At 64.8% G+C, this 24496-nt stretch carries 26 protein-coding genes and 1 pseudogene; 12 read left to right on the top strand and 15 right to left on the bottom strand.

Going from position 1 to position 24496, the window contains the following annotated elements:
- Positions 1-2: 2 nt before the first annotated feature.
- The gene (locus ACVJ19_RS08480; protein WP_453949368.1) at positions 3-491 is read left to right on the top strand and encodes a DUF2059 domain-containing protein; all 489 of its coding nucleotides are present in this window, start codon (positions 3-5) and stop codon (positions 489-491) included.
- A gap of 54 nt (positions 492-545) precedes the next feature.
- On the opposite strand, the gene ACVJ19_RS08475 is transcribed toward ACVJ19_RS08480, so the two are convergent.
- The gene (locus ACVJ19_RS08475) at positions 546-1700 is read right to left on the bottom strand and encodes an ABC transporter substrate-binding protein (RefSeq protein ID WP_453955121.1); all 1155 of its coding nucleotides are present in this window, start codon (positions 1698-1700) and stop codon (positions 546-548) included.
- A gap of 216 nt (positions 1701-1916) precedes the next feature.
- Here ACVJ19_RS08475 and ACVJ19_RS08470 point away from each other — a divergent pair, with 216 nt between their 5' ends.
- Together ACVJ19_RS08470 and ACVJ19_RS08465 are read left to right on the top strand one after the other, a co-directional pair.
- A complete protein-coding gene (locus ACVJ19_RS08470) occupies positions 1917-2684 on the top strand; it encodes a FadR/GntR family transcriptional regulator (RefSeq protein ID WP_453949369.1) in 768 nt (255 codons plus the stop codon).
- Positions 2685-2801: 117 nt separating this feature from the next.
- Positions 2802-4415: an acyl-CoA synthetase gene (locus tag ACVJ19_RS08465; protein WP_453949370.1), complete on the top strand. Its 1614-nt coding sequence runs from the start codon at positions 2802-2804 to the stop codon at positions 4413-4415.
- Between the two features lie 25 nt (positions 4416-4440).
- On the opposite strand, the gene ACVJ19_RS08460 is transcribed toward ACVJ19_RS08465, so the two are convergent.
- Entirely contained in the window at positions 4441-5130 is a 690-nt protein-coding gene (locus tag ACVJ19_RS08460) for a helix-turn-helix transcriptional regulator (protein WP_453949371.1), read from the bottom strand.
- On the opposite strand from ACVJ19_RS08460, the gene ACVJ19_RS08455 reads away from it, so the two are divergent.
- A complete protein-coding gene (locus tag ACVJ19_RS08455) occupies positions 5129-5269 on the top strand; it encodes a hypothetical protein (RefSeq protein ID WP_453949372.1) in 141 nt (46 codons plus the stop codon). The two genes, ACVJ19_RS08460 and ACVJ19_RS08455, sit on opposite strands and share 2 nt — an antisense overlap.
- Positions 5270-5592: 323 nt before the next feature.
- Here the strand turns inward: ACVJ19_RS08455 and ACVJ19_RS08450 are convergent, their stop codons facing one another.
- Complete coding sequence (locus tag ACVJ19_RS08450; protein ID WP_453949373.1) at positions 5593-6792, bottom strand: MFS transporter; 1200 nt, start codon at positions 6790-6792, stop codon at positions 5593-5595.
- Positions 6793-6973: 181 nt separating this feature from the next.
- On the opposite strand from ACVJ19_RS08450, the pseudogene ACVJ19_RS08445 reads away from it, so the two are divergent.
- From ACVJ19_RS08445 to ACVJ19_RS08435, 3 genes and pseudogenes are all read left to right on the top strand, one after another.
- Positions 6974-7778: pseudogene (locus tag ACVJ19_RS08445) on the top strand (MBL fold metallo-hydrolase).
- A gap of 157 nt (positions 7779-7935) precedes the next feature.
- Entirely contained in the window at positions 7936-8949 is a 1014-nt protein-coding gene (locus ACVJ19_RS08440) for an alpha/beta fold hydrolase (RefSeq protein ID WP_453949375.1), read from the top strand.
- Between the two features lie 15 nt (positions 8950-8964).
- Positions 8965-9912: a fatty acid desaturase gene (locus tag ACVJ19_RS08435; RefSeq protein ID WP_453949376.1), complete on the top strand. Its 948-nt coding sequence runs from the start codon at positions 8965-8967 to the stop codon at positions 9910-9912.
- A gap of 56 nt (positions 9913-9968) precedes the next feature.
- On the opposite strand, the gene ACVJ19_RS08430 is transcribed toward ACVJ19_RS08435, so the two are convergent.
- Both ACVJ19_RS08430 and ACVJ19_RS08425 read right to left on the bottom strand, forming a co-directional pair.
- Complete coding sequence (locus ACVJ19_RS08430; protein ID WP_212342234.1) at positions 9969-10217, bottom strand: hypothetical protein; 249 nt, start codon at positions 10215-10217, stop codon at positions 9969-9971.
- A gap of 137 nt (positions 10218-10354) precedes the next feature.
- Entirely contained in the window at positions 10355-11335 is a 981-nt protein-coding gene (locus tag ACVJ19_RS08425) for a helix-turn-helix transcriptional regulator (protein ID WP_456739369.1), read from the bottom strand.
- Positions 11336-11422: 87 nt separating this feature from the next.
- Between ACVJ19_RS08425 and ACVJ19_RS08420 the strand changes: the two genes are divergently transcribed.
- The gene (locus ACVJ19_RS08420; RefSeq protein WP_453949377.1) at positions 11423-12076 is read left to right on the top strand and encodes a glutathione S-transferase family protein; all 654 of its coding nucleotides are present in this window, start codon (positions 11423-11425) and stop codon (positions 12074-12076) included.
- Positions 12077-12280: 204 nt separating this feature from the next.
- On the opposite strand, the gene ACVJ19_RS08415 is transcribed toward ACVJ19_RS08420, so the two are convergent.
- The 4 genes from ACVJ19_RS08415 to ACVJ19_RS08400 all read right to left on the bottom strand — a co-directional run bounded on the left by ACVJ19_RS08415 (position 12281) and on the right by ACVJ19_RS08400 (position 16277).
- Positions 12281-13066 carry an enoyl-CoA hydratase/isomerase family protein gene (locus ACVJ19_RS08415; RefSeq protein WP_453949378.1) on the bottom strand — a complete coding sequence of 262 codons (786 nt, stop codon included), beginning with the start codon at positions 13064-13066 and terminating at the stop codon, positions 12281-12283.
- Positions 13067-13078: 12 nt separating this feature from the next.
- Complete coding sequence (locus tag ACVJ19_RS08410; RefSeq protein WP_453949379.1) at positions 13079-14185, bottom strand: cyclic nucleotide-gated ion channel; 1107 nt, start codon at positions 14183-14185, stop codon at positions 13079-13081.
- Between the two features lie 137 nt (positions 14186-14322).
- The gene (locus tag ACVJ19_RS08405) at positions 14323-14541 is read right to left on the bottom strand and encodes a hypothetical protein (protein WP_453949380.1); all 219 of its coding nucleotides are present in this window, start codon (positions 14539-14541) and stop codon (positions 14323-14325) included.
- 290 nt (positions 14542-14831) lie between these two features.
- Positions 14832-16277, bottom strand: a complete 1446-nt coding sequence (locus tag ACVJ19_RS08400; protein ID WP_453949381.1) for a TAXI family TRAP transporter solute-binding subunit — start codon at positions 16275-16277, stop codon at positions 14832-14834.
- A 405-nt stretch (positions 16278-16682) separates the two neighbouring features.
- Between ACVJ19_RS08400 and ACVJ19_RS08395 the strand changes: the two genes are divergently transcribed.
- Positions 16683-17030, top strand: a complete 348-nt coding sequence (locus ACVJ19_RS08395) for a DUF3307 domain-containing protein (RefSeq protein ID WP_453955122.1) — start codon at positions 16683-16685, stop codon at positions 17028-17030.
- Positions 17031-17339: 309 nt separating this feature from the next.
- Complete coding sequence (locus ACVJ19_RS08390) at positions 17340-17738, top strand: hypothetical protein (protein ID WP_453949382.1); 399 nt, start codon at positions 17340-17342, stop codon at positions 17736-17738.
- Here ACVJ19_RS08390 and ACVJ19_RS08385 read toward each other — a convergent pair.
- Positions 17735-18049 (bottom strand): YkgJ family cysteine cluster protein, encoded by a 315-nt coding sequence (locus ACVJ19_RS08385; protein ID WP_453955123.1) that lies wholly within the window; start codon positions 18047-18049, stop codon positions 17735-17737. The two genes, ACVJ19_RS08390 and ACVJ19_RS08385, sit on opposite strands and share 4 nt — an antisense overlap.
- 5 nt (positions 18050-18054) lie before the next feature.
- A complete protein-coding gene (locus ACVJ19_RS08380) occupies positions 18055-18753 on the bottom strand; it encodes a helix-turn-helix transcriptional regulator (protein WP_183249310.1) in 699 nt (232 codons plus the stop codon).
- 112 nt (positions 18754-18865) lie between these two features.
- Between ACVJ19_RS08380 and ACVJ19_RS08375 the strand changes: the two genes are divergently transcribed.
- Both ACVJ19_RS08375 and ACVJ19_RS08370 read left to right on the top strand, forming a co-directional pair.
- On the top strand, positions 18866-19126 hold the full coding sequence (locus ACVJ19_RS08375; RefSeq protein ID WP_453949383.1) for a hypothetical protein: 261 nt from the start codon (positions 18866-18868) through the stop codon (positions 19124-19126).
- Positions 19127-19161: 35 nt separating this feature from the next.
- Positions 19162-19890 carry a glutathione S-transferase family protein gene (locus tag ACVJ19_RS08370; protein ID WP_211405419.1) on the top strand — a complete coding sequence of 243 codons (729 nt, stop codon included), beginning with the start codon at positions 19162-19164 and terminating at the stop codon, positions 19888-19890.
- 273 nt (positions 19891-20163) lie between these two features.
- Here the strand turns inward: ACVJ19_RS08370 and ACVJ19_RS08365 are convergent, their stop codons facing one another.
- From ACVJ19_RS08365 to ACVJ19_RS08350, 4 genes are all read right to left on the bottom strand, one after another.
- Positions 20164-21315 carry an ABC transporter substrate-binding protein gene (locus ACVJ19_RS08365; protein WP_211405420.1) on the bottom strand — a complete coding sequence of 384 codons (1152 nt, stop codon included), beginning with the start codon at positions 21313-21315 and terminating at the stop codon, positions 20164-20166.
- 78 nt (positions 21316-21393) lie between these two features.
- Entirely contained in the window at positions 21394-21813 is a 420-nt protein-coding gene (locus tag ACVJ19_RS08360) for an acyl-CoA thioesterase (RefSeq protein WP_453949384.1), read from the bottom strand.
- A 10-nt stretch (positions 21814-21823) separates the two neighbouring features.
- Entirely contained in the window at positions 21824-22585 is a 762-nt protein-coding gene (locus ACVJ19_RS08355) for an SDR family NAD(P)-dependent oxidoreductase (RefSeq protein WP_060737208.1), read from the bottom strand.
- A 25-nt stretch (positions 22586-22610) separates the two neighbouring features.
- Positions 22611-24494: a feruloyl-CoA synthase gene (locus ACVJ19_RS08350; RefSeq protein WP_453949385.1), complete on the bottom strand. Its 1884-nt coding sequence runs from the start codon at positions 24492-24494 to the stop codon at positions 22611-22613.
- Positions 24495-24496: the final 2 nt, after the last annotated feature.

Below are 24496 nucleotides of genomic sequence, written 5' to 3'. Positions count from 1 at the left end.
CAATGTCCAGACGTTTATTGACGATCGCCGGCACTCTCCTGTTTCTCGTCTGCGACACCGCTGCGCAGGCGCCGTCGCCGGAGGCAATGAGCGCGGCACGCAAGCTCGTCGTCACCTTGAAGATCGCCGACCAGTATCGCGCATTGCTGCCGCAGCTCCTGCTCAAGCTACGGCCCGTGGTCGCGCAGGACAGGCCGGAGATCGAGCGCGATTACGATGCGGTGACGGCACCCGGCTCCGAGATCTATGCCCCGTTCGTTGCGTCCATGACCGACCAGATCGCGGCGCTCTATGCCCAAACTTTCACGGTGGATGAGCTGCGCCAGATCGACACCTTCTACGCCGAGCCCGCGGGCCGGAAGTTCCTGGAGAAGTCGGATGCGCTGGCACAGGCGAGCGCGCAGATCAGCCAGGACGTCAGCCAGAAGGCCGCCGACGAATTGAAGCAGCGCCTCATCGAGGCGCTGCGCCAGAAGGGGCACAAGCTCTGAGATCGATCCGGGAGATCAGGCACGCGATGAGGATTGCTCGCGTGCCTGCTTGGCTCACTTCACCAGCGGGCAGCCACCATCCTTCAGTGGCCGGAACGCCTGATCGGCAGGGACCTCGGCGAGCAATTTGTAGTAATCCCACGGCCCCTTCGATTCCTCGGGCTTCTTCACCTGGAACAGATACATGCTGTGCACCATGCGGCCGTCCTCGCGCAGCGTGCCGTTGTCGGTGAAGGCATCCTTCACCGGCAGCTCGCGCATCTTGGCCATCACCGTCTTGGTGTCCTTGGTGCCGGCGGCCTGCACGGCCTTGAGGTAATGCAGCGTCGCGCTGTAGGTCGCGGCCTGGTTCATCGTCGGCATGCGCTTGACGCGCTCCAGGAAGCGCTTGCCGAAGGCGCGGGTCTTGTCGTTGAGGTCCCAGTAGTAGGCCTCGGTGATGATCAGCCCCTGCGCGAGCTTCAGCCCCAGGCTGTGCACGTCGGAGATGAACATCACGATCGCGGCCAGGTTCTGGCCGCCGGCGACGATGCCGAACTCGCCGGCCTGTTTGATGGCGTTTATGGTGTCGCCGCCGCCATTGGCGAGCCCGATGATCTTGGCCTTGGAGGCCTGGGCCTGCAGCAGGAAGGATGAGAAGTCCGCCGTGTTGAGCGGATGCTTGACGCTGCCGGCCACCTTGCCGCCGGCGGTCTTCACGACGTCGCCGGTGTCGCGCTCGACCGAATGGCCGAACACGTAATCGGCGGTGAGGAAGAACCAGGTGTCGCCGCCGTTCTTGACGATGGCGCTGCCGACGGTGTGGGCGTTGGCATAGGTGTCGTAGGTCCAGTGCGCGGTATAGGGCGAGCAGGATTTGCCGGTGATGTCGGAGCTCGCCGCGTCCGTCACGATCATGATCTTCTCGTACTGCTTCGACAGCTCCATCACCGCGAGCGCGGTGGCCGAGGTCGGCAGGTCGATGATCATGTCGACGCCTTCGGTCTCCCACCATTTGCGGGCGATGGTGGAGGCGATGTCGGGCTTGTTGAGCACGTCGGCCGAGACCATGTCGATCGGCTTGCCGAACATCTGCCCGCCGAAATCCTCGATCGCCATCTTGGTGGCCTCGACGTTCCCCATGCCGCCGATGTCGGAATAGACCGAGGAGAAGTCGGAGAGCACGCCGATCTTGAGCGGGGTCTGCTGGGCCGATGCGGGGATGATCATGGCAGCCGACAACAAGCCGGCCGCAGACACGAGGGCTGCGATAGGTCTCACGGATACATTTCCTCTTATTCGGGGCTATTTTGCCCCTTTGTCCGACAAAGTTAGAGTGGGGTTCCTTAGGAGTCAATTTGCTGCATCTGCGGCATTAATGATGCAGTTTGACGCACTCTCGGACCGGTCCTATAGTTTGTCCGACAAACGCCATTAGGAGCTATCGTGCCCGTCGCGCCGCTGTTCCGCCCGATCGATGTCGCGCCGGCCTATCAGAAGGTGGCCGACGCGATCGAACGCGAGATCGTCAATGGTCGCATCAAGCCGGGTGATCCCATCGGCACCGAGCACGACCTGGTCCGCCAGTTCGGCGTCAACCGTTCGACCATTCGCGAAGGCATCCGCGTGCTGGAGGAGGGCGGGCTGATCCGCCGCGATTCATCGCGCCGCCTGCACGCCTGCCTGCCGCGCTATAGCAAGCTCGCGAGCCGCCTCAGCCGCGCTTTGGTGCTGCACGAGGTCACATTCCGCGAGCTCTACGAGGCCTCGATGACGCTGGAGGTCGCCAGCATCGAGGGCGCGGTCGAGCGCGCGAGCGAGGAGAACCTCGCCGAGCTCGCCGACAATCTCGCGCGCAGCGAGGCGGTCGTTGGTAATCCCGCGATGCTTGCCGAATGCGATGCCGAATTCCACGTGCTGGTCGCCAAGGCTTCGCAAAATCGCGTGCTCCAGCTTGCGCGCGAGCCGGCGGCTCAGCTGTTCTATCCGACCACCGAGATGATCGTGACAGGCGTCGCCGAAGGCGGCCCGCGTCTCGTCGCGGCGCATCGCCACCTGATCGATGCGATCCGCCGGCGTGACCGCGAAGCCGGGGTGCTGTGGACACGCCGGCACTTGCAGGACTGGCGGCGCGGTTTCGAGAAGATCGCCTCGCTCGATCGGTCGGTCGAGCACATGTACATGGAGCACGCGCAGGCGGCCCGGCGAAGATAACGCGCATGATCCGGAAAAGTGTGAAGCGGTTTTCCGGCAAGATCATGCGCAAGAAAGACAAGACGCAAGATTTCAGACAAGAAATCCAACCAACAAAGACATCACACGGAGGAACACATGACCGGCGATACCGCAGCCACCATCTCGAAAGCGCGCGAGCATTCCATCGGCGATCTCCTGCGCCGCTCCGCAGGCCGCGACCCGAACAAGCTCGCGGTGAGCTGCGGCAATGTCAGCTGGACCTTTGCCGAGATGGATGCGATCTGCAACCGGCTCGGCCGCGGCCTGCTCGGCCTCGGCGTCAGGAAGGGCGACCGTCTCGCTGTGCTCTCGCGCAACTCGCATGCCTTCGCGGCGTTGCGTTTCGCACTGGCGCGGATCGGCGCGGTGCTGGTGCCGACTAACTTCATGCTCAATCCGGACGAGATCAATTTCATCCTGAAGAGCTCTGGTGCCAAGCTGCTCGCGACCGGTCCTGACTTCGTCGAGCCGGCGAAGGCCGCAAGCGCCAAGGATTGCGCGGTCGAGAAGATGATCTGGCTGCCGGGCGAAGATGCCGCGACGGCTCCGGCCGGCCTCACCACCTTCGACGATCTTCTTCATCCCGACGGCTCGTTCCTGGAGGCGTCGGTAGACAGCCGCGATCTCGCGCAGATCGTCTACACCAGCGGTACGGAGTCACTGCCCAAGGGCGCGATGCTGACCCATGAAGCCGTGATGTGGCAGTATGTCAGCTGCGTCATCGATGGCGGCATGAGTGTCGAGGACAAGTTCCTGCATGCGCTGCCGCTCTATCACTGTGCGCAGCTTGACGTGTTCCTCGGGCCGCAAATCTATCTCGGCGCCTCCGGCGTGATCACGGGCAAGCCGACCGCCGACAACATCCTGGCGCTGATCCAGGCGCACAAGATCACGTCCTTTTTCGCGCCGCCGACGATCTGGATCGCGATGCTGCGCTCGCCGAACTTCGACAAGACCGACCTGTCGACGCTGCAGAAGGGTTATTACGGCGCCTCGATCATGCCGGTGGAAGTCCTGCTCGAGCTCCAGCGCCGCCTGCCCGCAGTAAAATTCTGGAATTTCTACGGCCAGACCGAGATCGCGCCGCTGGCGACCGTGCTGCGGCCCGAGGACCAGCTGCGCAAGGCGGGCTCGGCCGGCAAGCCGGTGCTCAATGTCGAGACGCGCGTCGTCAACACGGCGATGGAAGACGTCAAGGTCGGCGAAGTCGGCGAGATCGTGCATCGCTCGCCGCATCTGCTCTCCGGCTATTACAACGATCCCGTGAAGACCGCGGCGGCGTTTTCCGGCGGCTGGTTTCACTCCGGCGATCTCGCCACCGTCGATGACGAGGGCCACATCACCGTGGTCGATCGCGTCAAGGACATGATCAAGACCGGCGGCGAGAATGTCGCGAGCCGCGAGGTCGAGGAGATGGTGTACCGCATCCCCGCCGTCTCCGAAGTCGCCGTGGTCGGCCTGCCCGATCCGCGCTGGATCGAGGCGGTCACGGCCATCGTCGTGGTCAAGACCGGGGAAAAGCTCGACGAAGAAACCGTCATCAAGCACTGCGCCGGCCATATGGCGCATTTCAAGGTGCCCAAGCGCGTGATCTTCGTGGATGCCCTGCCGAAGAACCCGAGCGGCAAGCTGCTCAAGCGCGAGCTGCGCCAGCGCTTCGTCGGCGGCGAGACGCTCGACAAGGCGGTCCAGAAGAGCTTCGGGACATAGCAGGCGCCGTTCCGGCGGAGTCCGCCTATTCGGCCTCGCCGGCCAGCTTCCTGATATCGTCGGGTGTCGCTCCGAAACGGCGGCGAAACGCGCGATGGAAGTAGGAGACGTCGTGAAATCCCGCGAGGTGTGCGATCTCGATGATCTTGCGGGAGCGCAGGCCCGGGTTCCGAAGCAGCCGCTCGGCGCGTAGCAGACGTTGCTCGAGCAAGAAGCCGCTATAGGTGATGCCGGCCTTCTCGAACAGCAGCTGGATCGTGCGCGGGCTGATGCGGTGCGTGGCCGCAAGGTCGGACAGCGACAGTGCGGCGCTGTCCAGCTGCGCCAGAATGTCGGCCTTGATGGCTTCGAAACGCGCTGCCGCAAGGCCGCGTAGGCGCGCCTCGTCGGCGACATCGCCGCGCGCCCCGATCATCAGCACGGAGAGGTCGAACAGGTGCTGCGAGACCGCATCGAGCTCCGCGGGTGCGAGCTTGTCCGCATGCGCATGCGCGAGGTCGTAATATCGCAGGAACATCGACGTGATCGGATTGGCGCCGGAGATCGACCGCGCAATCAAGTCCTCGGCATTCGGGCAGGCGCGCAGCAGGGCCTTGCGCGGCAGCAGCGCGGTCTGGAAATTACCATGCCCTGTCTGAGTAATGTGGGCGCCCTTGATCGAAGGGTCGCCGATCGTGATGTCGCCGGCGGCGATCTCCAGCGGGCGCTTGCCCATGGCCCCGCTTAAAGCCGAATTGGGCGACATCGTGATGATCAATTCGTCGTTCGTCCCCAATGACACGAAAGACATCGGCGTGCCGAACGACGCCGAGAGCCTGATGCGGGGAAGAATCGCCGGCGCAATGGTCCGGTGAACGCGCCCTTCGCCGACAGGCACGAAATCGACGTTCGCCACCTGACGGCAAAACTGCTCGCGCCATCTTTCATAGGCCGGACCGTTGGGGTCGCCATCGAATGAGAGTTGAGGCTGGATCATCGGCCGAGTGGGAGTCGTTCGCTGGCGATTGCTGCAGCCGGTATCCTCGCCGTCGGGCCAGGGCGCCGCAACGGGAAAAGCGCTGGATTGCGTGATAAGCCACTCGCGACGGCGCGTTGAGACCGTGACCAGGTGCCGCAGCCTGCCGGTTGCCCGGATTGACGCGTTAACTTGTGCCGGGATTTCCCGCGACGATTGGTCTCAATACTTCTTCACCGCTGCTCCGAAGGCCAGCCACAGCGCGATCGACGCAAGGCCAAAGCCGCCGAGCAGCAGGAAGGTCGGGCCGTAGCCGATCCATTGCGCGATCCAGCCGCCGAGCGCGGGACTGAGGCTCGCGCCGACGCCCTGCACCGTGATCACGGCACCCTGGCCGAGATTGATGCGCCCGGTGCCGTTGAGCGAACGCGCGATCATGCCGGGGACGGCGACCGTTTGCAGCCCGGTGCCGATGCCGTCGAGCACCTGCATCGGCACGACGCCCCACCATCCCGTGACGAAGAAGGCGAGCACACCGCGGACGGGTAGGAACATGAAGGAGACCAGGATCACCGGCCAGTAGTTGCGCTTGCCTGCGACCTGCATCGCGATGAGCGAGGTCACGATCATCACGCCTTGCGCGATCACGACAGTGGTTGCGACGAAGCTCGGGCCGTTGGCCTGGCCCTCGGCCACGGCAGCAAGCCCGTAGAGCGGCACGATCGCCGCATTGCCGAGATGGAACAGGGCCAGCGCCAGCGCCAGCACCAGAAGCGGCTTGTGCTTGAGGAGGACGGACATGCCGTCCGGCGGAGCCTTGCTGTCGTCCTCCCGGCTGCCGCGCGCGGCGCGATCGTCGATCGATTTCGCCGGGATCATCATCACGCAGGCGATCGCAATGGCGCCGAAGGCTGCAGCGAGGAGGAACACGGAGACGTAGCCGTATTTGTAGCCGAGATAGCCGGACAGCGCGGCGCCGACCATGTTGCCGGCGTGGTTGAAGGCCTGATTGCGACCGTTCAGCGCGTTGAAGCCTTTCTGCCTGGCAATGCCGAGCGTGATTCCGGTGACCGCCGGCACGATGGCGGCGCTCGCGAGCGATTGGGCGATTTGGGAGAAAGTGACGGCCCAGAAGTTTTGCGAGATGAGGATGATCGCGGATGCCGCGACCACGCAGATGCCGGGGATGACGACCCACATGCGCTTGTTGCGGCTCGCATCGATGAGGCCGCCGATCGGCGTCGTGATCAGCATGCCGGCGATGTTGCCGATCGTCATGGCGGTGCCGATCAGCCCGCTCGCCCAGCCGCGCTCCTGCAGGAACACGCCGACGAAGGGCCCGATGCCGGACTGCATGTCGGCCATGAAGAAATTGACTGCAAACAGCGGCCAGATGCGGGTTGGTGAGGAGCGCGATGTCATCGAGACGCTGAAATGTTCCTGCCGGTCGAGTAGGTCTCGTGCAAAGCTGATCGTGACGACCGGCCGATTGCGCCGGCATGGACCAGAACGTAACCTGCGCTGACAACGTTGGTTCCTCGCCACTTGCGCTCTGCGGGACGATGTCGCGTCACGCCGTTCCGGCTTCTTTTGGACCCTGACCATGCCCCTCTGGACCTGCGAAACCTGCGGCGCGCAATTTTCGGACAGCGGACGCCCGCCCGCATCCTGTCAGATCTGCGAGGACGAACGGCAATTCGTGAATTGGAAGGGACAGACCTTCCTGACGCGCGAGGCGCTGGCGGAACGTCACCGCGTGGTTTGGCGCGACGATCTCGGGCCTCACCGGTCTCGGGCTCGAGCCGAGCTTCGCCATCGGTCAGCGCGCACTGCTGGTGCCGCTCAGCGACGGATGCGTGATGTGGGACTGCGTGCCGTTGGCGACGTCGGAGACGATCGCTCATGTGCGCTCGCTCGGCGGACTGAAAGCGATCGCGATCTCGCACCCGCATTATTATGGTGCGCTGGCCGACTGGAGCGATGCGTTCGGCGGTGTGCCGGTCTACCTGCATGCCGATGATCGCCAATGGGTGACGCGGGCGCATTCGTCAATCGTGCACTGGACCGGCGATCAGCACCGCATCTCCGACGATGTGCTGCTGCTGCGGACCGGCGGCCATTTCGCCGGCGCCACCATGCTGCACTGGGCACGCGGCGCAGATGGCGGCGGCGCTCTGCTCACCGGCGACATCGCACAGGTGACGATGGACCGCCGCTTCGTCAGCTTCATGTATTCCTATCCGAACTACATGCCGCTCAACGCGGCCGCGGTGCGGCGGATCGCCGATGCCGTCGAGCCGCTCGCCTTCGATCGCATCTATGGCGCCTGGTGGGGACGCAACATCGCCAGCGGCGCCAAGGCCGCATTCGCGGCATCTGTGGCGCGATATATCGCAGCCATCGCCTGAGAGCGCTCTTATCGATTTATCTTGCCGGTCGATAATAAATGTACTAATCGTACACTTATTTAGCGGGCGCAATGTCGCGTCTGCGACCGGCACGATCGATGCATCGCCGTTGCCGCGGCGCGTTGTGGGGGCCGCGTGAGCGAGGGTGGGACGCATAATGACTGAGCGCAACTACGAAATCTTCGAGGCCGGCAACGTCGTGCTCCAGTCCGGCGTCGTCTTCCCGAAGCTGAAGCTCGCCTACAAGACCTACGGTACGCTGAGTCCGGCCAGGGACAACGTCATCCTCTATCCGACCTCGTTCAGCGCGCAGCATGTCGACACCGAGTGGTTCATCGGGCCCGACGGCGTGCTCGACCCCTCGCGCTATTTCGTGATCATCCCGAACCTGTTCGGCAACGGCCTGTCGTCCTCGCCGTCGAATTCCGCCGCGCCGTTCCCGGAGCTCACCTATCATGACGCGATCGCCGTTCAGCATCGCCTCCTCACCGAGCGTTTCGGTATCACAAAGCTCGCGCTCGTTTATGGCTGGTCGATGGGCGGCATGCAGGCCTATCACTGGGCCGCGCTGCACCCCGACATGGTCGAGCGAGCCGCCGTCGTCTGCGGCAGCGCGCGTTGCGCGCCCTACAATCACGTCTTCCTGGAAAGCGTGAAGGCGGCGCTATCAGGCGATCCCGCTTTCCGCGACGGCCGCTTCGTCGAAAGGCCCGTCGCCGGCTATCGCGCGATGGGGCGCGTCTATGCCGGCTGGGCGATGTCGCACGGCTTCTATCGCGACGAGCTCTGGCGCGAGGCTGGATTTACGTCACTGGAGGATTATCTCGTCCGCGCCTGGGATACGATCTTCGCGCGGCGCGATGCCAACGATCTGCTGGCGCAGATCGGCATCTGGCAGCGCGGCGACATCAGCCGCTGCGGGTCCTTCGGCGGCGATCTCGATCGCGCGCTCGCCGCGATCAGGGCGCACATGCTGCTGATGCCGGGCGCGACCGATCGCTATTTCGACGTCCGCGACAACGAGGACGAGCTCGGCCGGCTGGTCAATGCAAAGTCAGCCGTGCTGCATCCGATCCCGTCGCTCCACGGCCATCGCGCCGGCAATCCCGTCAGCAACCCGCGCGACCAAGCCTTCATCAAGGCCGAGATCGCAGCGCTCCTCGCCAAGTAGCACAGGCATCCGATCATGACCGACGCGACCGTTTCAGAGCCCGGCCATCGCCTGAAGCCGCTAAGCCCGGCGATGCTGCGTGAGTTGTCGGTGCGCTCCAATCTCAGGGGCGCGGCGCAGAGCCTCGGTCATTACGCCGTGATCGCACTGGTCGGCGCGGCGATCTGGAAGGTGTCCTCCAGCCATGGCGTGCTCTGGGCGCTGCCGCTGATGGCGGTGCAGGGCTATGTCGTCGCCTTCCTGTTCATGGCGGTGCACGAGACCGCGCACAAGACCGCGTTCAGGAGCCGCGGCCTCAATCTCGTCGTCGGTTATCTCTCGGCCTTCACCATCGGATTGCCTTACGAATACTACTGCCTATTCCACTGGGATCATCACCGCTACACGCAGGATCCGGACAAGGATCCCGAGCTGATCGTCGGCGTGAAGCCGGCCTCGGACGCGCAACTCGCGATCGCCTATAGCGGCCTGCTCCAGGTCGCCGGGCGTTTGCGACTGATGCTCCGCCATGCCGTCACCGGCAAGGTCGTCGTGCCCTGGATTCCCGAAAACAAGCGCGCCACCATCGTCGCCGAGGCGCGCGCCTATGTCGCGCTCTACGCTTCGTTGCTCGCGCTCTCGCTGTGGTTTTCCTCAGCGCTGCTGCTCTGGGTCTGGATCGTGCCGCTCGTGATCGGGCAGTTCTTCCTGCGGCCCTATCTCTATGCCGAGCACACCGGTTGCGACCGCACCCGCAGCGCCTTCCAAAACACCCGCACCACCTATACCGGTGCCATCGTCAAATGGTTCGCGTGGAACATGCCCTACCATGTCGAGCATCACGCCTACCCCTCGATTCCCTTTCACGCCCTGCCGAAGCTGAACGAGATCGTCGACGGCGAGATCGTCTATCGCGGGCGCGGCTACATCCAAACGACACGCGAGACCTGGACCTGGTTTCGCCGGCAGCGGCAGGGTAGCTAGCCAAACGCAAAACTCCGGCCGCGATGCGACCGGAGCTTTGTCGTGGGGGCGAGATATCAGTAGATCCCGTAGGCGCAGACGTTCACGACGCGGACGCGCAGGCCGTGACGGGTCTGGACGACGCGCTCCTGGTAGCAGTTGCTGACGCCGGTGTTGACGTAGATTCCGCCGAAGCCATAGCCCGGGCCCCAGCCATGACCCCAGTGATGATGATGGAAACCGCCGGCCGAAGCGGCGGTGGGGGCGAGCGCAGCAACGCCGAGCGAGCCGGCAGCGATCAGACCAAGAGCAAGCTTACGAAACATCTTCATTCTCCAATATGGCGCGAGGCCGTTGTTGTGTCCCTGCATCTCGGTCGGGTTGAGCCGCGAATGCGTTCACGGCGGTCCTTGAGAATCGTGTTTCAGGATTGTTTCGTCGGCTGTGGCGAGGTGCGCCGCCGTCAGGCTTTCCGCGCCGCGCCATAGCGCGCGGCCATGGCCCGGGTCATCTCGGCCATCTTCTCGCGGAGGTCCGCGGGCTCCAGCACTTCGGCCTCCGGGCCGAGCCGCAGCAATTCGGCTGCGGCGTGCCATGACGTCTTGCCGGTCGGCACCCGCGCGATGCGCCAGCCGTCCGCGTCAGTGGTCTCTTCGATCTCCGTGCGCGCCTTGACGTAGGGCTGGCTCAACGCGTCCAGCAGCTTGACGCCGAATGGCGACAGCCGGACGATCGCGACATTCGGATGCATCTCCGCTTCGAGACGAAGTGTCGCAGCCTGCCAATAGGCGGCGAGATCGAAGTCGGCGGGACGATCGAAGCGGTCGTCGAGCGCGGTGCAGTCGAGCACGCGCGCGGCGCGATAGGTCCGCACGCTGCCGTCGACTTGCCCGGCGAGGTACCAGCTGCCAGCCTTCAGCACGAGGCCGAGCGGGGCGACACGGCGCTGCTTCTCCGCGCGCCAGCTCCGGTAGCGGATCTTGATCAGCGTTCCGCGCAGCACCGCGCCGGCGATGGTGCGCAGATGTTGAGGTTCCTCCGCCTCGCCGAACCAGCCCGGTGCGTCCAGGTGAAAGCGCTCCTGCATCCGGCCGGCGTCCTCGCGCAAGTTCGCGGGCAACGCGGCCATCAGCTTGTTCTGCGCGGCGATCATCGCGGCATCGAGCCCAAGGGCCGCGGCCGGGCCGGGGAGTCCAGCAAGGAACAGGGCTTCCGCCTCGTTCTGCGACAGGCCGTTCAGCCGGACACGATAGCCGTCGAGCAGGCGATAGCCGCCCTCCGCGCCGCGGTCGGCATAGACAGGAACGCCGGAGGCCGCGAGCGCGTCGATGTCGCGATAGATCGTGCGCACCGACACCTCGCAGGCTTCCGCGAGCTCGGGCGCGGTGACCTGTCCCCTGGCCTGGAGGGTGGTGAGGATCGACAGCATCCGGCTCGCGCGCATGATCCTTTAAACCATACCTGACACAGGATGTCAGGTATGGGTCTCTACAAGATGCGCCTCGCCAGACGGCACCCGAGGAGACCTGCCATGACCGATCCGAACCGCATCACGCTGTATTATTCGCCGCAAAGCCGCGCCACCGGCACGCGGGTGCTGCTCGAGGAATTGGGGGCGTCCTATGATCTCCATGTCCTCAACATGAAGGCCGGCGAGCAGCGTCAGCCGGCCTACCTCGCCATCAATCCGCTCGGCAAGGTGCCGGCGGTCCGCCACGGCGAAGCACTCGTGACCGAGCAGGTCGCGATCACCATCTACCTCGCCGATCTGTTTCCGCAGGCGGGCCTCACGCCCGCGCTGAACGATCCGCTGCGCGGTCCTTACTTGCGCTGGATCGCGTATTACGGCGCCTCGTTCGAACCGGCCATGATCGACAAGTTCATGCAGCGCGAGCCGGCGCCGATCACGCAATCGCCCTATGCCGACTACGACACCATGTTGGGTGCGCTCGAGGCGCAGCTGTCGAAGGGACCGTATCTGCTCGGCGAGCGCATGACGGCCGCGGACGTGTTGTGGGGCGTCGCGCTCAGCTGGACCATGATGTTCGGCATCGTGCCGAAGAAAGACGTGTTCGTCCGCTATGCCGAGCGCATGACCTCCCGGCCCGCGTTCCAGCGCATCAATGCGGCGGATGATGAGATGGCCGCGCAGCATGCCAAGGCGGCGGCTGCTGCGGGCGGGTAAGTTGGCACGTCATATACGGTGTCGTCCCGGCGAAGGCCGGGACCCATAACCACAGGGTGGAGTTTGGCGAAGACTCGGAGTTACCAGCTCGCGCCATAACCACTCCCTGTGGCTATGGGTCCCGGATCTGCGCGCGCTTGGGGCGCGCTTGTCCGGGACGACAGCGGAGTATGAGGCGCGTCCTCGCATTCCCTCACTGGTCCCTCAAAACCGCGGTGCCCGCTTCTCCGCGAACGCCTTGATGCCTTCCTTGATCTCGTCGCCGCGCATGCTGTCGCGGTGGCGCTGGTCGGCGGCAGCATCGTCGAGCTCGCCGCGGGCGAATTCGTTGATGGCGCGCTTCATGCCGCGCATCGCCTGCGGCGCGTTGCCGGCGAGGATTGCGGCGAGCTTGTCGACTTCCTCGTCGAGCGTCTCTTCCGGCACCATGGCGGTGAGATAGCCGATGCGCAGCATCTCCGGCGCGCTGATCTTCTGCGCGGTCAAAAACAGCTTCTTCGCATTGTCGACGCCGAGCCGCGTCACGTAGCGTTTGATTCCGCTTGGGTAATAATGCAGCCCGAGCCGCGCCGCCGGCATGAACATCTCGGCGGTGTCGACGCCGATGCGGAAATCGCAGGCGAGCGCGAGGTCGGTCGAGCCGCCATAGACGCCGCCGTTGAGCCGGCAGATGGTCGGCACGCCCAGATCCTCCAGTCGGTTGACGACCACTTCGAACGCCGAGCCCGCGCTCTGCTGCTCGTTCGCGCTCACCGCGCGTTCGGCGACCGAGTTGAGATCGTAGCCTGCGGAGAACGCGCGGCCCGTGCCGGTCAGCACCAGCACGCGGATGTCAGGATCGGCTTCGACGACGTCGAACAGTTTCATGAGCTCGGCGAGATCTTCGGCCTGGAGCCGGTTGAGATGTTTTGGCCGGTTGAGGCGGATGGTGGCGCGTGCGCCGGTGATTTCGAGCACGGGGCTGGATGCCGCGTCGGTGATATCCGACATTCTTGTCTCCTCTTATTTGTTTTCGAGCGCGCGCCGTTTTGCTTCGGCATCGATGGTCTCGGCGAGATCGGGATGCCGCGCCATCAGCACGCGGAAGTCGACGAGGTCGAGCACCAAGAGCCGCGACACCTTCGTGGTCGAGACGTTGGCGCCGCGCATGTTGTTGCCGAGCAGCGCCATCTCGCCGAAGAAGGCGCCTTCGCCGAGCTGCACCTTCTTGCCGGGCAGGTCGACCTCGACCTCGCCGGCGGCGATGAAATACATGCAGTCGCCCTGCGCGCCCTTGCGGATGATCATGGTGCGGGCCGGCAGCTCCATGGTCCGCAGCATGTGGGTGACGTCGGCGATGGCGGCAGGTCCGAGCGCCGCGAAGAACGGCACCTTGCTGACTGATTCCCAGGTCTTGAGGAAATTGTCGCGCCGGGTCTCCGCGGCAAAGCCGGTCGCCAAAATACCGGTCCAGAGGCCGAACACGCCGAGGCCGGAGATCATCACCAGCGCCGCCACGATGCGACCCAGCGGCGTGACCGGCACGACGTCGCCGTAGCCCGTCGTGGTGAGGGTTACGACGGCCCACCACAGTGCGGCCGGAACGCTGCCGAACGTCTGCGGCTGCACGTCCCGCTCCAGGAAATATTCGGCGACGGAGGCGAGGAAGACCACCATCAGGAAGATCACGAGCACGCTGACCAGCGGCCCCGATTCCAGCACCAGCACGCGACGCAGCTGCCGCAGGCCGGGAATGCCCGGCACCACCTTCAGCACCCAGAGCACGCTGAGCAGCCAGGCCGTCTTCGGCTCGACGCCGAGAACCAGCGCAACGGGCACGGCCAGCGCCCCAACCGCGTCGACGATGCCGGCGGAGGAGGACATGTAGAGCGCAAGGCGCCCCGTTCGCGCCATGTGGCGCAGCCGGACCACCCATTCGAACACGAAGTAGACGAGACAGGCCCAGAGCAGGCCGTGGACCCAGCCGCGCGCCTCATTGGCCCGGTTGTCCGTCAGCAGCACCATGCTGAGCACACCGACGCCGACGGCCACATAGGCCGCCTTGGTCATGTTGCGGCCGGCCGTGGCGGCCGCAAACTGGGCCAGAGCGGAGATCAGCGGCTTGGACATGAGAGAGGGCGGCTCGGTTTTGACTTTTGCGGTCCCGACTGGAACCTCCGCGCCAAAGTGCCCGCCCGGGCTGGGGCCGTCAACGACGGGCGCGGGCAACTGCGTCGTCGAATCGGGGGAGGCGGCCGGCCGAGCCGTCACCTGAAATGCGGCGGCTCGTCGTAGCCGCGGCGGCTGCTGAAGAACAGCAGGACCATCAGGCCGATGCCGACGATGACGGAAAATCCGGCTCCCAGGGTGAGGGCCACATAGCCTTCCGTCGGGATCGGGTCGCCTTCGACCGCCATCGCGGAATAAGCGAAATAGCCCACCGCCGCCAGCATTCCCAGGAGGAAGATCATCAGGAGGATACGCATGGCGCGTTTCTCCGGTTGTATCTGGTAACCAACGGTTGCGGATTGGACCGGTTCCTGGCGGCCGGCCCCTGATCGGGCGGGGCGGCGCTTATGCCGTCTCGACGGCGGTCTGCGCGCGCGCCTCGTCCTTCGAGACGACCGCTTCGCGGTCTCCTCAGGATGAGGCTAAGCCCCATCGGTATCGTCGCTGCCGCGTACTCCGCCCTCATCCTGAGGAGCCCGCCAAAGCGGGCGTCTCGAAGGATGGCGGCAAGGAACATTCGCCTAGCCCCCAAGGAACAATGCTGCGATCAGGCGCTCTGTGCGGTCTTCACCACCACGACATTGCTCTCGTCGAGCGGGGGCGCTGCGGCGTCGCGCGTGGCCTTCTCGGCTTCGCCGGCGTGGCGCTTGAGGTAGTCGCGCCGCATGCCGATCTCGTCGCGGACGAATTCGTAGCCGAGCTTGAAGGTGTCGAGCCCGTCGGTACTGATCGTACCGTCTCTGAGCCCGATGACGGCGCCGCGTAAAATGCCTTCCAGCTCGTCCTGCAGACATTCGAGCTGGTCCAGCGAATGGGCGTGCTCGATGCGCTCGCCGATGTCGAGAATGGCGGTGGAGAGCTCGCTGGCCTTCTCCGGCGCGATCCTCGTGATCTTGGCGTAGATGGCGGCGAAGATCGTGCCGATGACGCTGAGCGCGGCGGCGCCCAGATACATTATGTCGCTGTACTTATCCATGAACGACTTGGTGTCGTCGTTGATGTAGTCGGCTGCGCCCTGGTGCGCCATCACGAAGGCGTCCTTCTCGACGGAGGCCGGTTCGATCCTGCTGGCGAAGCCGCTGTCGAGCCCGAGGGCGGACTTGTTCTCGTAGATGGTGCGCGCCAGCTCGCCCGCCGTGGTCACCGACATCCTGGATTGCGTGACCAGCAGCCATTCGAGCCCGATCGTATCGAGATCGTCGTCGGGAATTTCAGGCGAGGCCGACAGCATGCCAGCCGTCAGCGTTTCCTCGGAAATGCCGGGGAATTTGCGCGCCAGCGCCTTGACCTCGTCGATCGCGTTGAGCGTGAAGCCGCCGCGTTTGGCGACCTGCTCATAGCTCTTGTCGCGCACCGCTTTCGAGGCATGGACGATGGCGATCACCGCACCGAAGCCGTTTTTCGGCGCAAACAGCTTGTCGAGCGTTGCGCCCTGCGGCGCCATCTGGACCTTCGCGGCATCAGGTCCCTCGGGAATGTCGAGGATGCCGCGGACGAAGGCGAGCGAGGCTTCGTTCTCGGCGAGGACGGCGATCTTTTTCTTCTTCAACTCGGCGAGCGACTTGATCGTCTTGTTGCCGGGTCCGAGCAGGAGCACGAGGTCGTGCTCGAGGATCGCAAGCGTGCGCGCCCGCAGCGGCACCTTGGCGTCGGTACGCAGCACGGCGAGGTCGGCCTGCCTGCGGTCGAACTGCGCGAGCGCCTTGGCGTTGTCGGGATTGTTGACGATCTTGATCCGGAAGCGCGAGGCGTTGTTCTTCAACACCGTGGCGAGCTTGGTAGCGAACAGCGCCTCGTCGCTGTTGGGGGCGCCGACGGCAAAGGTCAGCGTCTCCGAATTGTGCAGCAGGGCGCGGCCGCCCCAGACGGTGGCCAGCGACAGCAGCAGGGTCAGCACGACGTAGAGCAGCACCTGCTGCTGATTTGTCTTGATCACCATGGGGCGCCGCGGCGGCGGTTCGGCCGGTGACGAATTGGGGCCTTCAGTACTCATGGCAGCACTCTTGGCCTTATTCTTTGGTGGCGGGCGGCTCGCTCGTGTGATCACTGCGGACGCCCTGTAATTCCTAAACGCCTGAAAAAAGAACGATATTCTCTGTCGTCGATGATAGCGCGAAGGCCACGGGATGCAAATTTCGAGCCGAAGGTAACCTTACTCAATGCGGGCGCGGCGATTGGTCATCCTATCACCAGTTAGCCACAGTTTGCGATTTTCCGGTTCCCCCCGGCTGCATTCCGCCGCGGGAGATGTCATAAATTGCGGGTCCCGGCGATTTGACCGGTCCAAGAAGAAGTTGCGCTGAACGCTCCAATCTTTCTTGTCACGTCTATGAGGGCGTCAGCTTTGTCGTTTCCATCCCTGTCATCGGCGATTCCGGTCGAAGCGCTCATTGGCTGGATGCTGCTGCTCACCTTCAAGCACATCATCGCCGACTTCGTCCTCCAGACCGCCTGGATGGCGCATGGCAAGGACCAGAAGCACGGCTGGGCCCTGCCGCTGCTGGTGCATTGCCTGGTTCACCTTGCGGTCGCGCTGCCGCTGATCGTGATCGTCGCGCCGAAATTCTGGTTCGTGGCTTTCGTCGACTTCCTGATCCACATCACGATCGACCGCGCCAAGGGATTCGTCTCCGCCAATTTCGGGGTCGACCTTTCGCATCCCTGGTTCTGGACCCTCATCGGCGTCGACCAGGCGCTGCATCACCTGACCGGCTTCGGCCTTTCCATCTTCATGGCGGCGAACTGACTGCCCGCCCCGGAATGACGGACGAGGCAGAGGGCGCTCTGGAATAGCTGCTCGGCCTTCATGGTTCGAGACGCGCCGTAAGGCGGCGCTCCTCACCATGAGGGTCTGGCATTTCGCTGCGCACCAAGACCTCATCCTGAGGGCCTGCCGAAGGCGGGCGTCTCGAAGGATGGCCACAGGGAAGCTGCTCAGCGGAGCCCTCTGATTCGCGGCGATGGCGCAAGGGAACCCCGGGTGACTACCGCCCAGCGTGGTTAACCTTTCGTTAGAGAATTGCGCTGCATGTTCCGCACACGAGGGAGAACTGCAATGTTTTCAAGCCGCGACGCCTTTGAAAGCGATTTCTGCCCGGTTCGCGACGAGCTCCTTGGCGAGATGTATCGCGCCAGCGAGAGCGGCCTGCCGAGGCTGGTTGAGAGTGTTTCCCCTGACGCACGCGCCCGCCTGGCGCTGTTCTGCTATCGCCGCAGCCATCTGCATTCGCTGGCGGTCGCGATCGCAGCAAGCTGCAGCGAGCGCGACCTGATCGACAACGGCGGCCGTGTCGGCTCGACGCTCTACGCGCTGTCGCGTGAGCGCTCGGCCAAATCGTCGCCGTCGCTGTCGGGTGGCCGCAAGCCGATCACGCTGTCGACCAAGCCGCTCTCGGTGCTCGCTCCGCTCGATGACGAGATCGACGACGAGATCAGCGAAGCCGTCCCGGCTTAAATTGGTTCGATCGCTGGAAGCTTGAACTTCCGCCGCGCCATCGCGCATTCGGCGTCGCCCGGCATGCAGGTGCGGCACACCTCCGGCCGCACGTCATAGATGCCGCAGGCGGTCGCTTTTCCGATCTCTCCCTGCAACGCCGAGCAGCGATCGCCCTCGCAGCGCATGCCGGACTGGCGGTCGTTGACCAGCGCTTCAGGAATCGCGGCAAGCTCCTCGTCGCTCTCGATCGAGAAGCGCGGCCAGTTCTGCGAATAGCCGCAGCAGGCGCCGCAGCTCTGGCAGCAGGCCGAGAGATCGGTTTCCTCCATAGCGCTCACGTGTCCTTCGGCGGACCCCAGACCAGGCTCTGCCGCCATCTCGCGCGCAGCACGTCGCGCCGCTCCGGATATCGTTCGTCGAGATAGGTTGCGTCCACCACGCGGTCGGTGCGGAAGCTGCGGAAGTCGCTGCGCAGCTCGCACCAGGCCGCGAGCAGGCGCACGGCTTCGAGATAGCCGACGGAGATCGGCCAGATCATGCGTTCACTGGCGCGTCCCTGCTCGTCGCGATAGCGCAGCATGATCTTCTTGCCCTCGTGGATCTGGGTGCGCGTGCGCACCATGTCGAGGCGATCAGGCTCCCTGTTCCAGCTCGGCCGCGCCCGGCTCGCCGGCTCCAGCACGAAGGGACGCAGGCGCTCCGGCACGGTGTCGGCAATCTTGGCCATCAGGTCTTCTGCCGCGCGCGCGAGCGCCGAATCGGCATGGCCCGCGACCCATTGCGCGCCCAGCACCGCCGCCTCGATCTCGTCGGGCGTCAGCATCAAAGGCGGCAGGTCAAAACCCTTTTCCAGGATGTAGCCCATGCCGGCCTCGCCGCGGATCGGCACGCGCTGGCCGATCAGCGTCGCGATATCGCGATAGATCGTGCGCTTGGAGGTCTCGAGCTCGGCCGCGATCGCGTCCGCCGTCAGCGGCTTACGCGTGCGCCGGAGCACCTGGATGATCTGAAACAGCCGGTCGGCGCGTCTCATGACAATTCTCTTATCGGGGACAGTTCAGAAAACGGCGCGTTGCTGCTGACAGGATGTTGGCAGCAGGGGGGTTCTATACCGGGACAACACATCGACTGAAGAGGGTTTGTCCATGATCACTCCAATCCATCTCGGCCTGGCCGGTCCGCTGTGGCGGGCGCAGCTCTGGCACGCCTGGGCGTTTGGCCGCCTCGTTTCGCTCGATCTCATGGCCGTTGATCTCCGATTTGCACTCGCAAGCGTGGTGACACGCTCGCTGACCCAGGCCGCGGACGCGCTGGTCCGCCACGTCATGGGCCGCGCCTGGCGAGGGGCCCGTTTCGCAGAAGATATCACGGCTGCTGCCACCATGGTGGCAGCAGCCCGGCACTAGGTTCCATCAAACTTGGCAGGTTCAGGAGAGCTTTCATGATCACGCTTTACGGCTTTGGCACCGGCTTCGGCCTGCCGGAAATCAGCCCCTTCGTCACCAAGACGGAGGTGCAGCTCAAGATGGCGGGGCTGCCCTACCGGAAGGAGCGCGCGATGCCGCCGGCATCGCCCAAGGGACAATTGCCCTTCATCGACGATGGCGGCGAGGCGGTGGCCGATTCCACCTTCATCCGCGCCCATATCGAGCGCCGCTACGGCTTCGACTTCGACGCCGGCCTCTCCTTGGCTGAGCGCGCGCAGGCCTGGGCCTTCGAGCGGATGATCGAGCATCACGTCTATTGGGCGCTGGTCGGCGCGCGCTGGGTCGATCCGGTCAATTTCGCCAAGGGGCCTGCGCATTTCTTCGATGGCGCGCCGGAGCACAACCGCGAGAAGCTGCGCGAGGACGCGCAGTTCCGCGTCGCCGAGAACTATCTGCTCTCCGGCCTCGGCCGCCACGCGCCCGATGACGACGTCGATCTCGCCGTGCGCTCGCTGTTCGCGCTGTCGGTGCAGCTCGGCGACAAGGCCTACCTGATGGGCAACAAGCCCTGCGGCGTCGATGCGACAGCCTTCGGCGCGCTTGCAGGGATTTTGACGCCGTTCTTCGAATCCGGACTGCGGCAGCGGGCCGAGGGATTTCCGAACCTCACGGCGTATGTCGACCGCATGATGGACAATTACTATCCGGAGTTCGCCTGGACCCCGCTGCGGCAGGCGGCTTGAGGCCGCACTGCTGCCACGGGCTCGGTGCACCTCCCCCGCTTGCGGGGGAGGTCGACACGCTCGCAGAGCGTGGCGGGTGAGGGTTCTCTCCTCTGGGGGATTTCGTCCGTAGGCCTCGGACAATCCCAATGCCGAGCGACCCTCTCCCCAACCCTCTCCCGCAAGCGGGAGAGGGGGCGCGGCGACGCCCGGGGCCGCAGTTCGATTTCAAAGCCAAACGAAAAGAGCCGGCCTATCAGGCCGGCTCTCGTCGTCTCGAAATTTTCGCGGCGTCTACTTCACCAGCGTGTACTTGCCGTTCTTCACGGTGAGCAGGATGCGCGAGCGCTCGTCGAGGCCGTAGCGATCCTTTTCGGTGAAGTTGTAGACGCCCTGGCTTGCCGCCAGCTCCTTCTCGGAGAGCAGCGCCTGGCGGATGGCTTCGCGGAATTCCGGCGTGCCGGGTTTTGCGGTTTTCAGCGCGGTCGGGATGATGCGCTTGAGGATCTCGAAGGCATCGTAGGAGTGGCCGGCGAACTGGCTGCGGCTGTTCGGGCCGTACTTGGCTTCATACGCCGTGTTGAGCGCGAGGCCCGGCTTCTTGGTGGCGGCTTCGTCCGGCTGGTCCTCGGGGTCCATGACGGGACCGGAGGCCATCAGCACGCCTTCCGCCGCTTTGCCGGCGATGCGGATGAAGTCCATGCTGGCGGCGCCATGGGTCTGGTAGATCAGGCCCTGATAGCCGCGCTCGCGCAGCTCGGTCTGCGGCAGCGCGGCCGCGGTGCCGGAGGCGCCGACCAGAATCGCGTCGGGATTGGCGGCGACGAGCTTCAGCACCTGGCCGGTCACCGAGGTGTCGGGACGGGCGAAGCGCTCCTCGTCGACGATGGTCATGCCCATCGGCACGGCCTGGGCCTTCAAATCGTTGAACCAGAGGTCGCCATAGGAATCGGAATAGCCGATATAGCCGAGGGTCTTGATGCCCTTCGACTTCATGTGATCATACAGCACCTTGCCGACGATCGGGATCGGCTGCGGCATCGCCACCGACCACTTCATGCGCTCCGGCGTGATCGGGAAGGGCGCCAGACCAAAGTGCGGGATGCCGGCTTCGTTGGCGACGTTGGAGACCGCAATCGTCGGCGGTGTCAGCGCCGAGCCCATGATGATGTCGGCCTTGGATTCGGTCACGAAGCGGCGGGCATTGGTGGTCGCGGTGGTGGGATCGCCGCCGTCGTCGAGCACGATCACCTTCAGCGGCACGCCGCCGATCTCCTTCGGCACGAATTCCAGCGCGTTGCGCTCGGGAATGCCGAGGGCGGCGCCCGGGCCGGTCGTGGTGGTGGTGATGCCGATGGTGATTTCGCTGGTCTGGGCCAGCGCGGGCAGCGCCGGCAGGGCGAGCGTCGCCGCGGCAATGGCGGCGGTCAGGTAAAAGCGTTTCATCTATTCCTCCCTTGACGTGTTTCCTTGAAAGCAGAAATCGGGGGGTAATTCAGCCCCCTCTTTTGGTGATGCGGCGATTTAGCTTCCCGTGAATTTGGCGATCATTTCCGGCGGAAACGGTGCGGATTTCAGCTTGTCGGGGTCGGCAGGATCGCGCCCGACCAGGACGCGGGTCTCGAACCCCTCGATCGCCAGCGCCTCGCCCTTGTAGACGTTGTGCTTCACCTCGAAGCTCGAGCGCTTGATGCTCTCGATCTTCGTTTCGATGGTGATCCAGTCGCCATAGGTCGAGGGGATGTAGAACTTGGCCCGCGTGTCGACCATGGGAATTCCCACGAGGCCGTATTTGCGGACCAGGTCCTGCTTCGAGAATCCGGCGACCTCGAACAGGGTCGAGGTCGAATCGTCGAACATCGCGAAATAGCGCGGGTAGTAGACGATGTTGGCGGGGTCGCAATCACCCCACTGGATCTGGACCTCGCGCCGGTTCACGAACATCTGACGCGCCTTATTTCGGCGCCATGCGCAGCGAGCCGTCGAGGCGCACCACTTCGCCGTTCAGGTACGCGTTTTCCACCATGTGCAGCGCGAGTGCGGCGAACTCGTCGGCCTGGCCGAGCCGGCGCGGGAAGGGGATCGCGGCGGCAAGCGAGTCCTGGGCTTCCTGCGGCAGGTTCGCCAGCAGCGGCGTCAGGAACAGGCCGGGCGCGATGGTCAGCACGCGGACGCCGAACTGGGCGAGCTCGCGCGCGATCGGCAGCGTCATGCCGACGATGCCGCCCTTGGAGGCCGAATAGGCGGATTGCCCGATCTGGCCGTCATAGGCGGCGACGGAGGCGGTGTTGATGATGACGCCGCGCTCGCCGGTCGCCTGCGGCTCGAGCTTGGACATCTCGGTCGCGGCAAGGCGCAGCATGTTGAAGGTGCCGATCAGATTGACCTTGATCACCTTGTCGAAATCGGCGAGCGCCATCGGGCCGTCGCGGCCGACGACGCGCTTGGCAACGCCGATGCCGGCGCAGTTGACCAGCACGCGCGCCGGGCCATGGGCCTTGGTCGCCTGCGCGATCGCGGCTTCAGCGGAAGCGGCGTCGGAGACGTCGCAGGTCACGGCGACGCCCTTGATCTCGGCGGCAACGGTTTCAGCAAGCTTGGCATTGAGGTCGCACACCGCGACCTTGGCGCCCTGCGCCGCCAGCTTTCGCGCGGTGGCCGCGCCCAGTCCTGATGCGCCGCCGGTGACAATGGCTGCCTGATCCTTCAACAACATGGCGTTCTCCTTTGGCGATGGTTTCTTAGCTGACCGATATCACACGGTCCGACGGATTGGCAGCGTAGAGCTCGTCGATCAATGCGGTGCGATGTTCCAGCACGGCGCGCTGGTTGATCGAGCCCTTGTCGGTGACCTCGCCCTTGTCGATCGACAGCGGCGTATCCATCAGGATCGCGCGCGTGATCCGCGTCGAGGACCCGGTGGCTTGGCTGAGGAAGCGGGTCAAGCGCTCGCGAAAAGCCTCGCGCACCAGCCGGTCGCGCGTGGCGGCGACGAGATCGTCCGCCGGCAGCGTCGGATTGATCAGGCGGCAGCCGTCGAGGTCGAGCACGACCAGCGCGGAGACCTCGTCGCGGTTGATGCCGGCGATGACGACGTCGCGCACCAGCGGCGCGCAGGCCGCGGTGAGGCGGGCGCGCAGGGGGCCGACGCTGACCCAGGTGCCGCTGGCGAGCTTGAAGTCCTCGCTGACGCGGCCGTCGAAATCGAAGCCGGCGTTGAAATCATCGGGATCGGCGGGCTTGAGCGCGTCGCCCATCTTGTAAAATCCTTCCTCGTCGAAGGATTTTGCGGTGATGTCGGGTTGGCGCCAGTAGCCGGGCATCACGTTCGGCCCCTTGGCGCGGACCTCCAGCTTGCCGTTGTTCGGCACCAGTTTTGCGTCATTGCCCGAGACGGGCAGGCCGACATGGCCGGAGCGGCTGGTGCGCGGATTGACCGACATGAAGAACGGCGCGGTCTCGGTGGCACCGAGGCCGGTCAGCATCGGCACGCGATAGCCCTTCTCCTTCACCGCGAGCTCGTCGAGGCTGTCCCAGACGAACGGCGACAGCGCCGCGCCCGAGAAGAACATCGCGTGCAGCCGGTCGAAGAACTTTGCGCGCAGGCCCTGGTCGTCGCGCAAATAGGGCAGCAGCGATTCATAGCCCTTCGGCACGTTGAAATAGACCGTCGGCGAAATCTCCTGGAGATTGCGCACAGTCTCCTCGATGCCTCCCGGCACCGGCTTGCCGGCGTCCAGATACATCGAGCCGCCATTGTAGAGCGTCAGCCCGATATTGTGGTTGCCGCCAAACGTGTGATTCCAGGGCAGCCAGTCGATGATGACGGGCGGCTCGTCCTTGAGGAAGGCGAGCGTCTCGCGCAGCATCACCTGGTTGGCGCAGATCATGCGCTGGGTGTTGATGACGGCCTTGGGGTTGCCGGTCGAGCCCGACGTCAGCAGGAATTTTGCGATCGTGTCGGGGCCGATCTTGCCGTGGACCTCGTCGAGATCGCCGCGGATCGGCGTTGCCATGAGATCGGCAAGCAGGGTGACGTCGCGGCCCGGCACGCTGCCCCAGGACGCGGCGATCTCGGTGCCGAGCGAGACATTGGTGGCGAGCGCGTCGGCGAACTTGTCGGCGTCCTCGGCGAAGACGAGGCCCGGCGTCAGCAGCTTCATCAGGTAGGACAGCTTGCCGTAATCCTTCGACACCAGCGAATAGGCCGGCGACACCGGGCAGAACGGAACGCCGGCGTAGAACGCGCCGAAGGCCAAGAGCGCGTGGTCGATCGAATTGCCGGAGAGGATCACGACCGGCCGCTCCGCGGACAACCCGCGCGCGATCAGGCTCGATGCAATGTGCCGGCTCGCGGTGAGCAGCTCGGCATAGGTGATCTTGCGCCAGCCGCGGCCGCCTTCGCGCTCGGCCATGAAGACGCGATCCGGCGTCGTCGTCGCCCAGTGATGCAGGCGGTCGGTGAAGCGGACGGGATAGTCGCCGAGCGGCTGCTTCGGCCGCAGGTAAATCGTGCCGTCGTCGCGGCGTTCGATGTTGACGACGGGATCGCCGAACGAAATGGGCCGCAGCAGAGAATTGCTCGCGCCGCGCTCCATGTTGGAAGAGGACGGCTGCGCGCTCATGA

Source organism: Bradyrhizobium sp. USDA 376, assembly GCF_054063675.1.
The sequence above is the reverse complement of the archived record's forward strand: the minus strand, read 5'-3'. Positions and strand labels throughout refer to the sequence as shown.

What these genes read in the sequence shown, in the direction of transcription:
- ACVJ19_RS08370 (WP_211405419.1), top strand. Translation starts at nt 19,162, where the DNA reads ATGATCACGCTTTACGGCTTTGGCACCGGCTTCGGCCTGCCGGAAATC.
- ACVJ19_RS08480 (WP_453949368.1), top strand. Translation starts at nt 3, where the DNA reads ATGTCCAGACGTTTATTGACGATCGCCGGCACTCTCCTGTTTCTCGTC.
- ACVJ19_RS08355 (WP_060737208.1), bottom strand. Translation starts at nt 22,585, where the DNA reads ATGTTGTTGAAGGATCAGGCAGCCATTGTCACCGGCGGCGCATCAGGA.
- ACVJ19_RS08385 (WP_453955123.1), bottom strand. Translation starts at nt 18,049, where the DNA reads ATGGAGGAAACCGATCTCTCGGCCTGCTGCCAGAGCTGCGGCGCCTGC.
- ACVJ19_RS08380 (WP_183249310.1), bottom strand. Translation starts at nt 18,753, where the DNA reads ATGAGACGCGCCGACCGGCTGTTTCAGATCATCCAGGTGCTCCGGCGC.
- ACVJ19_RS08405 (WP_453949380.1), bottom strand. Translation starts at nt 14,541, where the DNA reads ATGCGTATCCTCCTGATGATCTTCCTCCTGGGAATGCTGGCGGCGGTG.
- ACVJ19_RS08435 (WP_453949376.1), top strand. Translation starts at nt 8,965, where the DNA reads ATGACCGACGCGACCGTTTCAGAGCCCGGCCATCGCCTGAAGCCGCTA.
- ACVJ19_RS08410 (WP_453949379.1), bottom strand. Translation starts at nt 14,185, where the DNA reads ATGTCCAAGCCGCTGATCTCCGCTCTGGCCCAGTTTGCGGCCGCCACG.
- ACVJ19_RS08365 (WP_211405420.1), bottom strand. Translation starts at nt 21,315, where the DNA reads ATGAAACGCTTTTACCTGACCGCCGCCATTGCCGCGGCGACGCTCGCC.
- ACVJ19_RS08390 (WP_453949382.1), top strand. Translation starts at nt 17,340, where the DNA reads ATGTTTTCAAGCCGCGACGCCTTTGAAAGCGATTTCTGCCCGGTTCGC.
- ACVJ19_RS08460 (WP_453949371.1), bottom strand. Translation starts at nt 5,130, where the DNA reads ATGGGCAAGCGCCCGCTGGAGATCGCCGCCGGCGACATCACGATCGGC.
- ACVJ19_RS08350 (WP_453949385.1), bottom strand. Translation starts at nt 24,494, where the DNA reads ATGAGCGCGCAGCCGTCCTCTTCCAACATGGAGCGCGGCGCGAGCAAT.
- ACVJ19_RS08475 (WP_453955121.1), bottom strand. Translation starts at nt 1,700, where the DNA reads ATGATCATCCCCGCATCGGCCCAGCAGACCCCGCTCAAGATCGGCGTG.
- ACVJ19_RS08455 (WP_453949372.1), top strand. Translation starts at nt 5,129, where the DNA reads ATGGCCCCGCTTAAAGCCGAATTGGGCGACATCGTGATGATCAATTCG.
- ACVJ19_RS08465 (WP_453949370.1), top strand. Translation starts at nt 2,802, where the DNA reads ATGACCGGCGATACCGCAGCCACCATCTCGAAAGCGCGCGAGCATTCC.
- ACVJ19_RS08450 (WP_453949373.1), bottom strand. Translation starts at nt 6,792, where the DNA reads ATGACATCGCGCTCCTCACCAACCCGCATCTGGCCGCTGTTTGCAGTC.
- ACVJ19_RS08440 (WP_453949375.1), top strand. Translation starts at nt 7,936, where the DNA reads ATGACTGAGCGCAACTACGAAATCTTCGAGGCCGGCAACGTCGTGCTC.
- ACVJ19_RS08375 (WP_453949383.1), top strand. Translation starts at nt 18,866, where the DNA reads ATGATCACTCCAATCCATCTCGGCCTGGCCGGTCCGCTGTGGCGGGCG.
- ACVJ19_RS08400 (WP_453949381.1), bottom strand. Translation starts at nt 16,277, where the DNA reads ATGAGTACTGAAGGCCCCAATTCGTCACCGGCCGAACCGCCGCCGCGG.
- ACVJ19_RS08415 (WP_453949378.1), bottom strand. Translation starts at nt 13,066, where the DNA reads ATGTCGGATATCACCGACGCGGCATCCAGCCCCGTGCTCGAAATCACC.
- ACVJ19_RS08425 (WP_456739369.1), bottom strand. Translation starts at nt 11,335, where the DNA reads ATGCGCGCGAGCCGGATGCTGTCGATCCTCACCACCCTCCAGGCCAGG.
- ACVJ19_RS08360 (WP_453949384.1), bottom strand. Translation starts at nt 21,813, where the DNA reads ATGTTCGTGAACCGGCGCGAGGTCCAGATCCAGTGGGGTGATTGCGAC.
- ACVJ19_RS08430 (WP_212342234.1), bottom strand. Translation starts at nt 10,217, where the DNA reads ATGTTTCGTAAGCTTGCTCTTGGTCTGATCGCTGCCGGCTCGCTCGGC.
- ACVJ19_RS08420 (WP_453949377.1), top strand. Translation starts at nt 11,423, where the DNA reads ATGACCGATCCGAACCGCATCACGCTGTATTATTCGCCGCAAAGCCGC.
- ACVJ19_RS08395 (WP_453955122.1), top strand. Translation starts at nt 16,683, where the DNA reads ATGCTGCTGCTCACCTTCAAGCACATCATCGCCGACTTCGTCCTCCAG.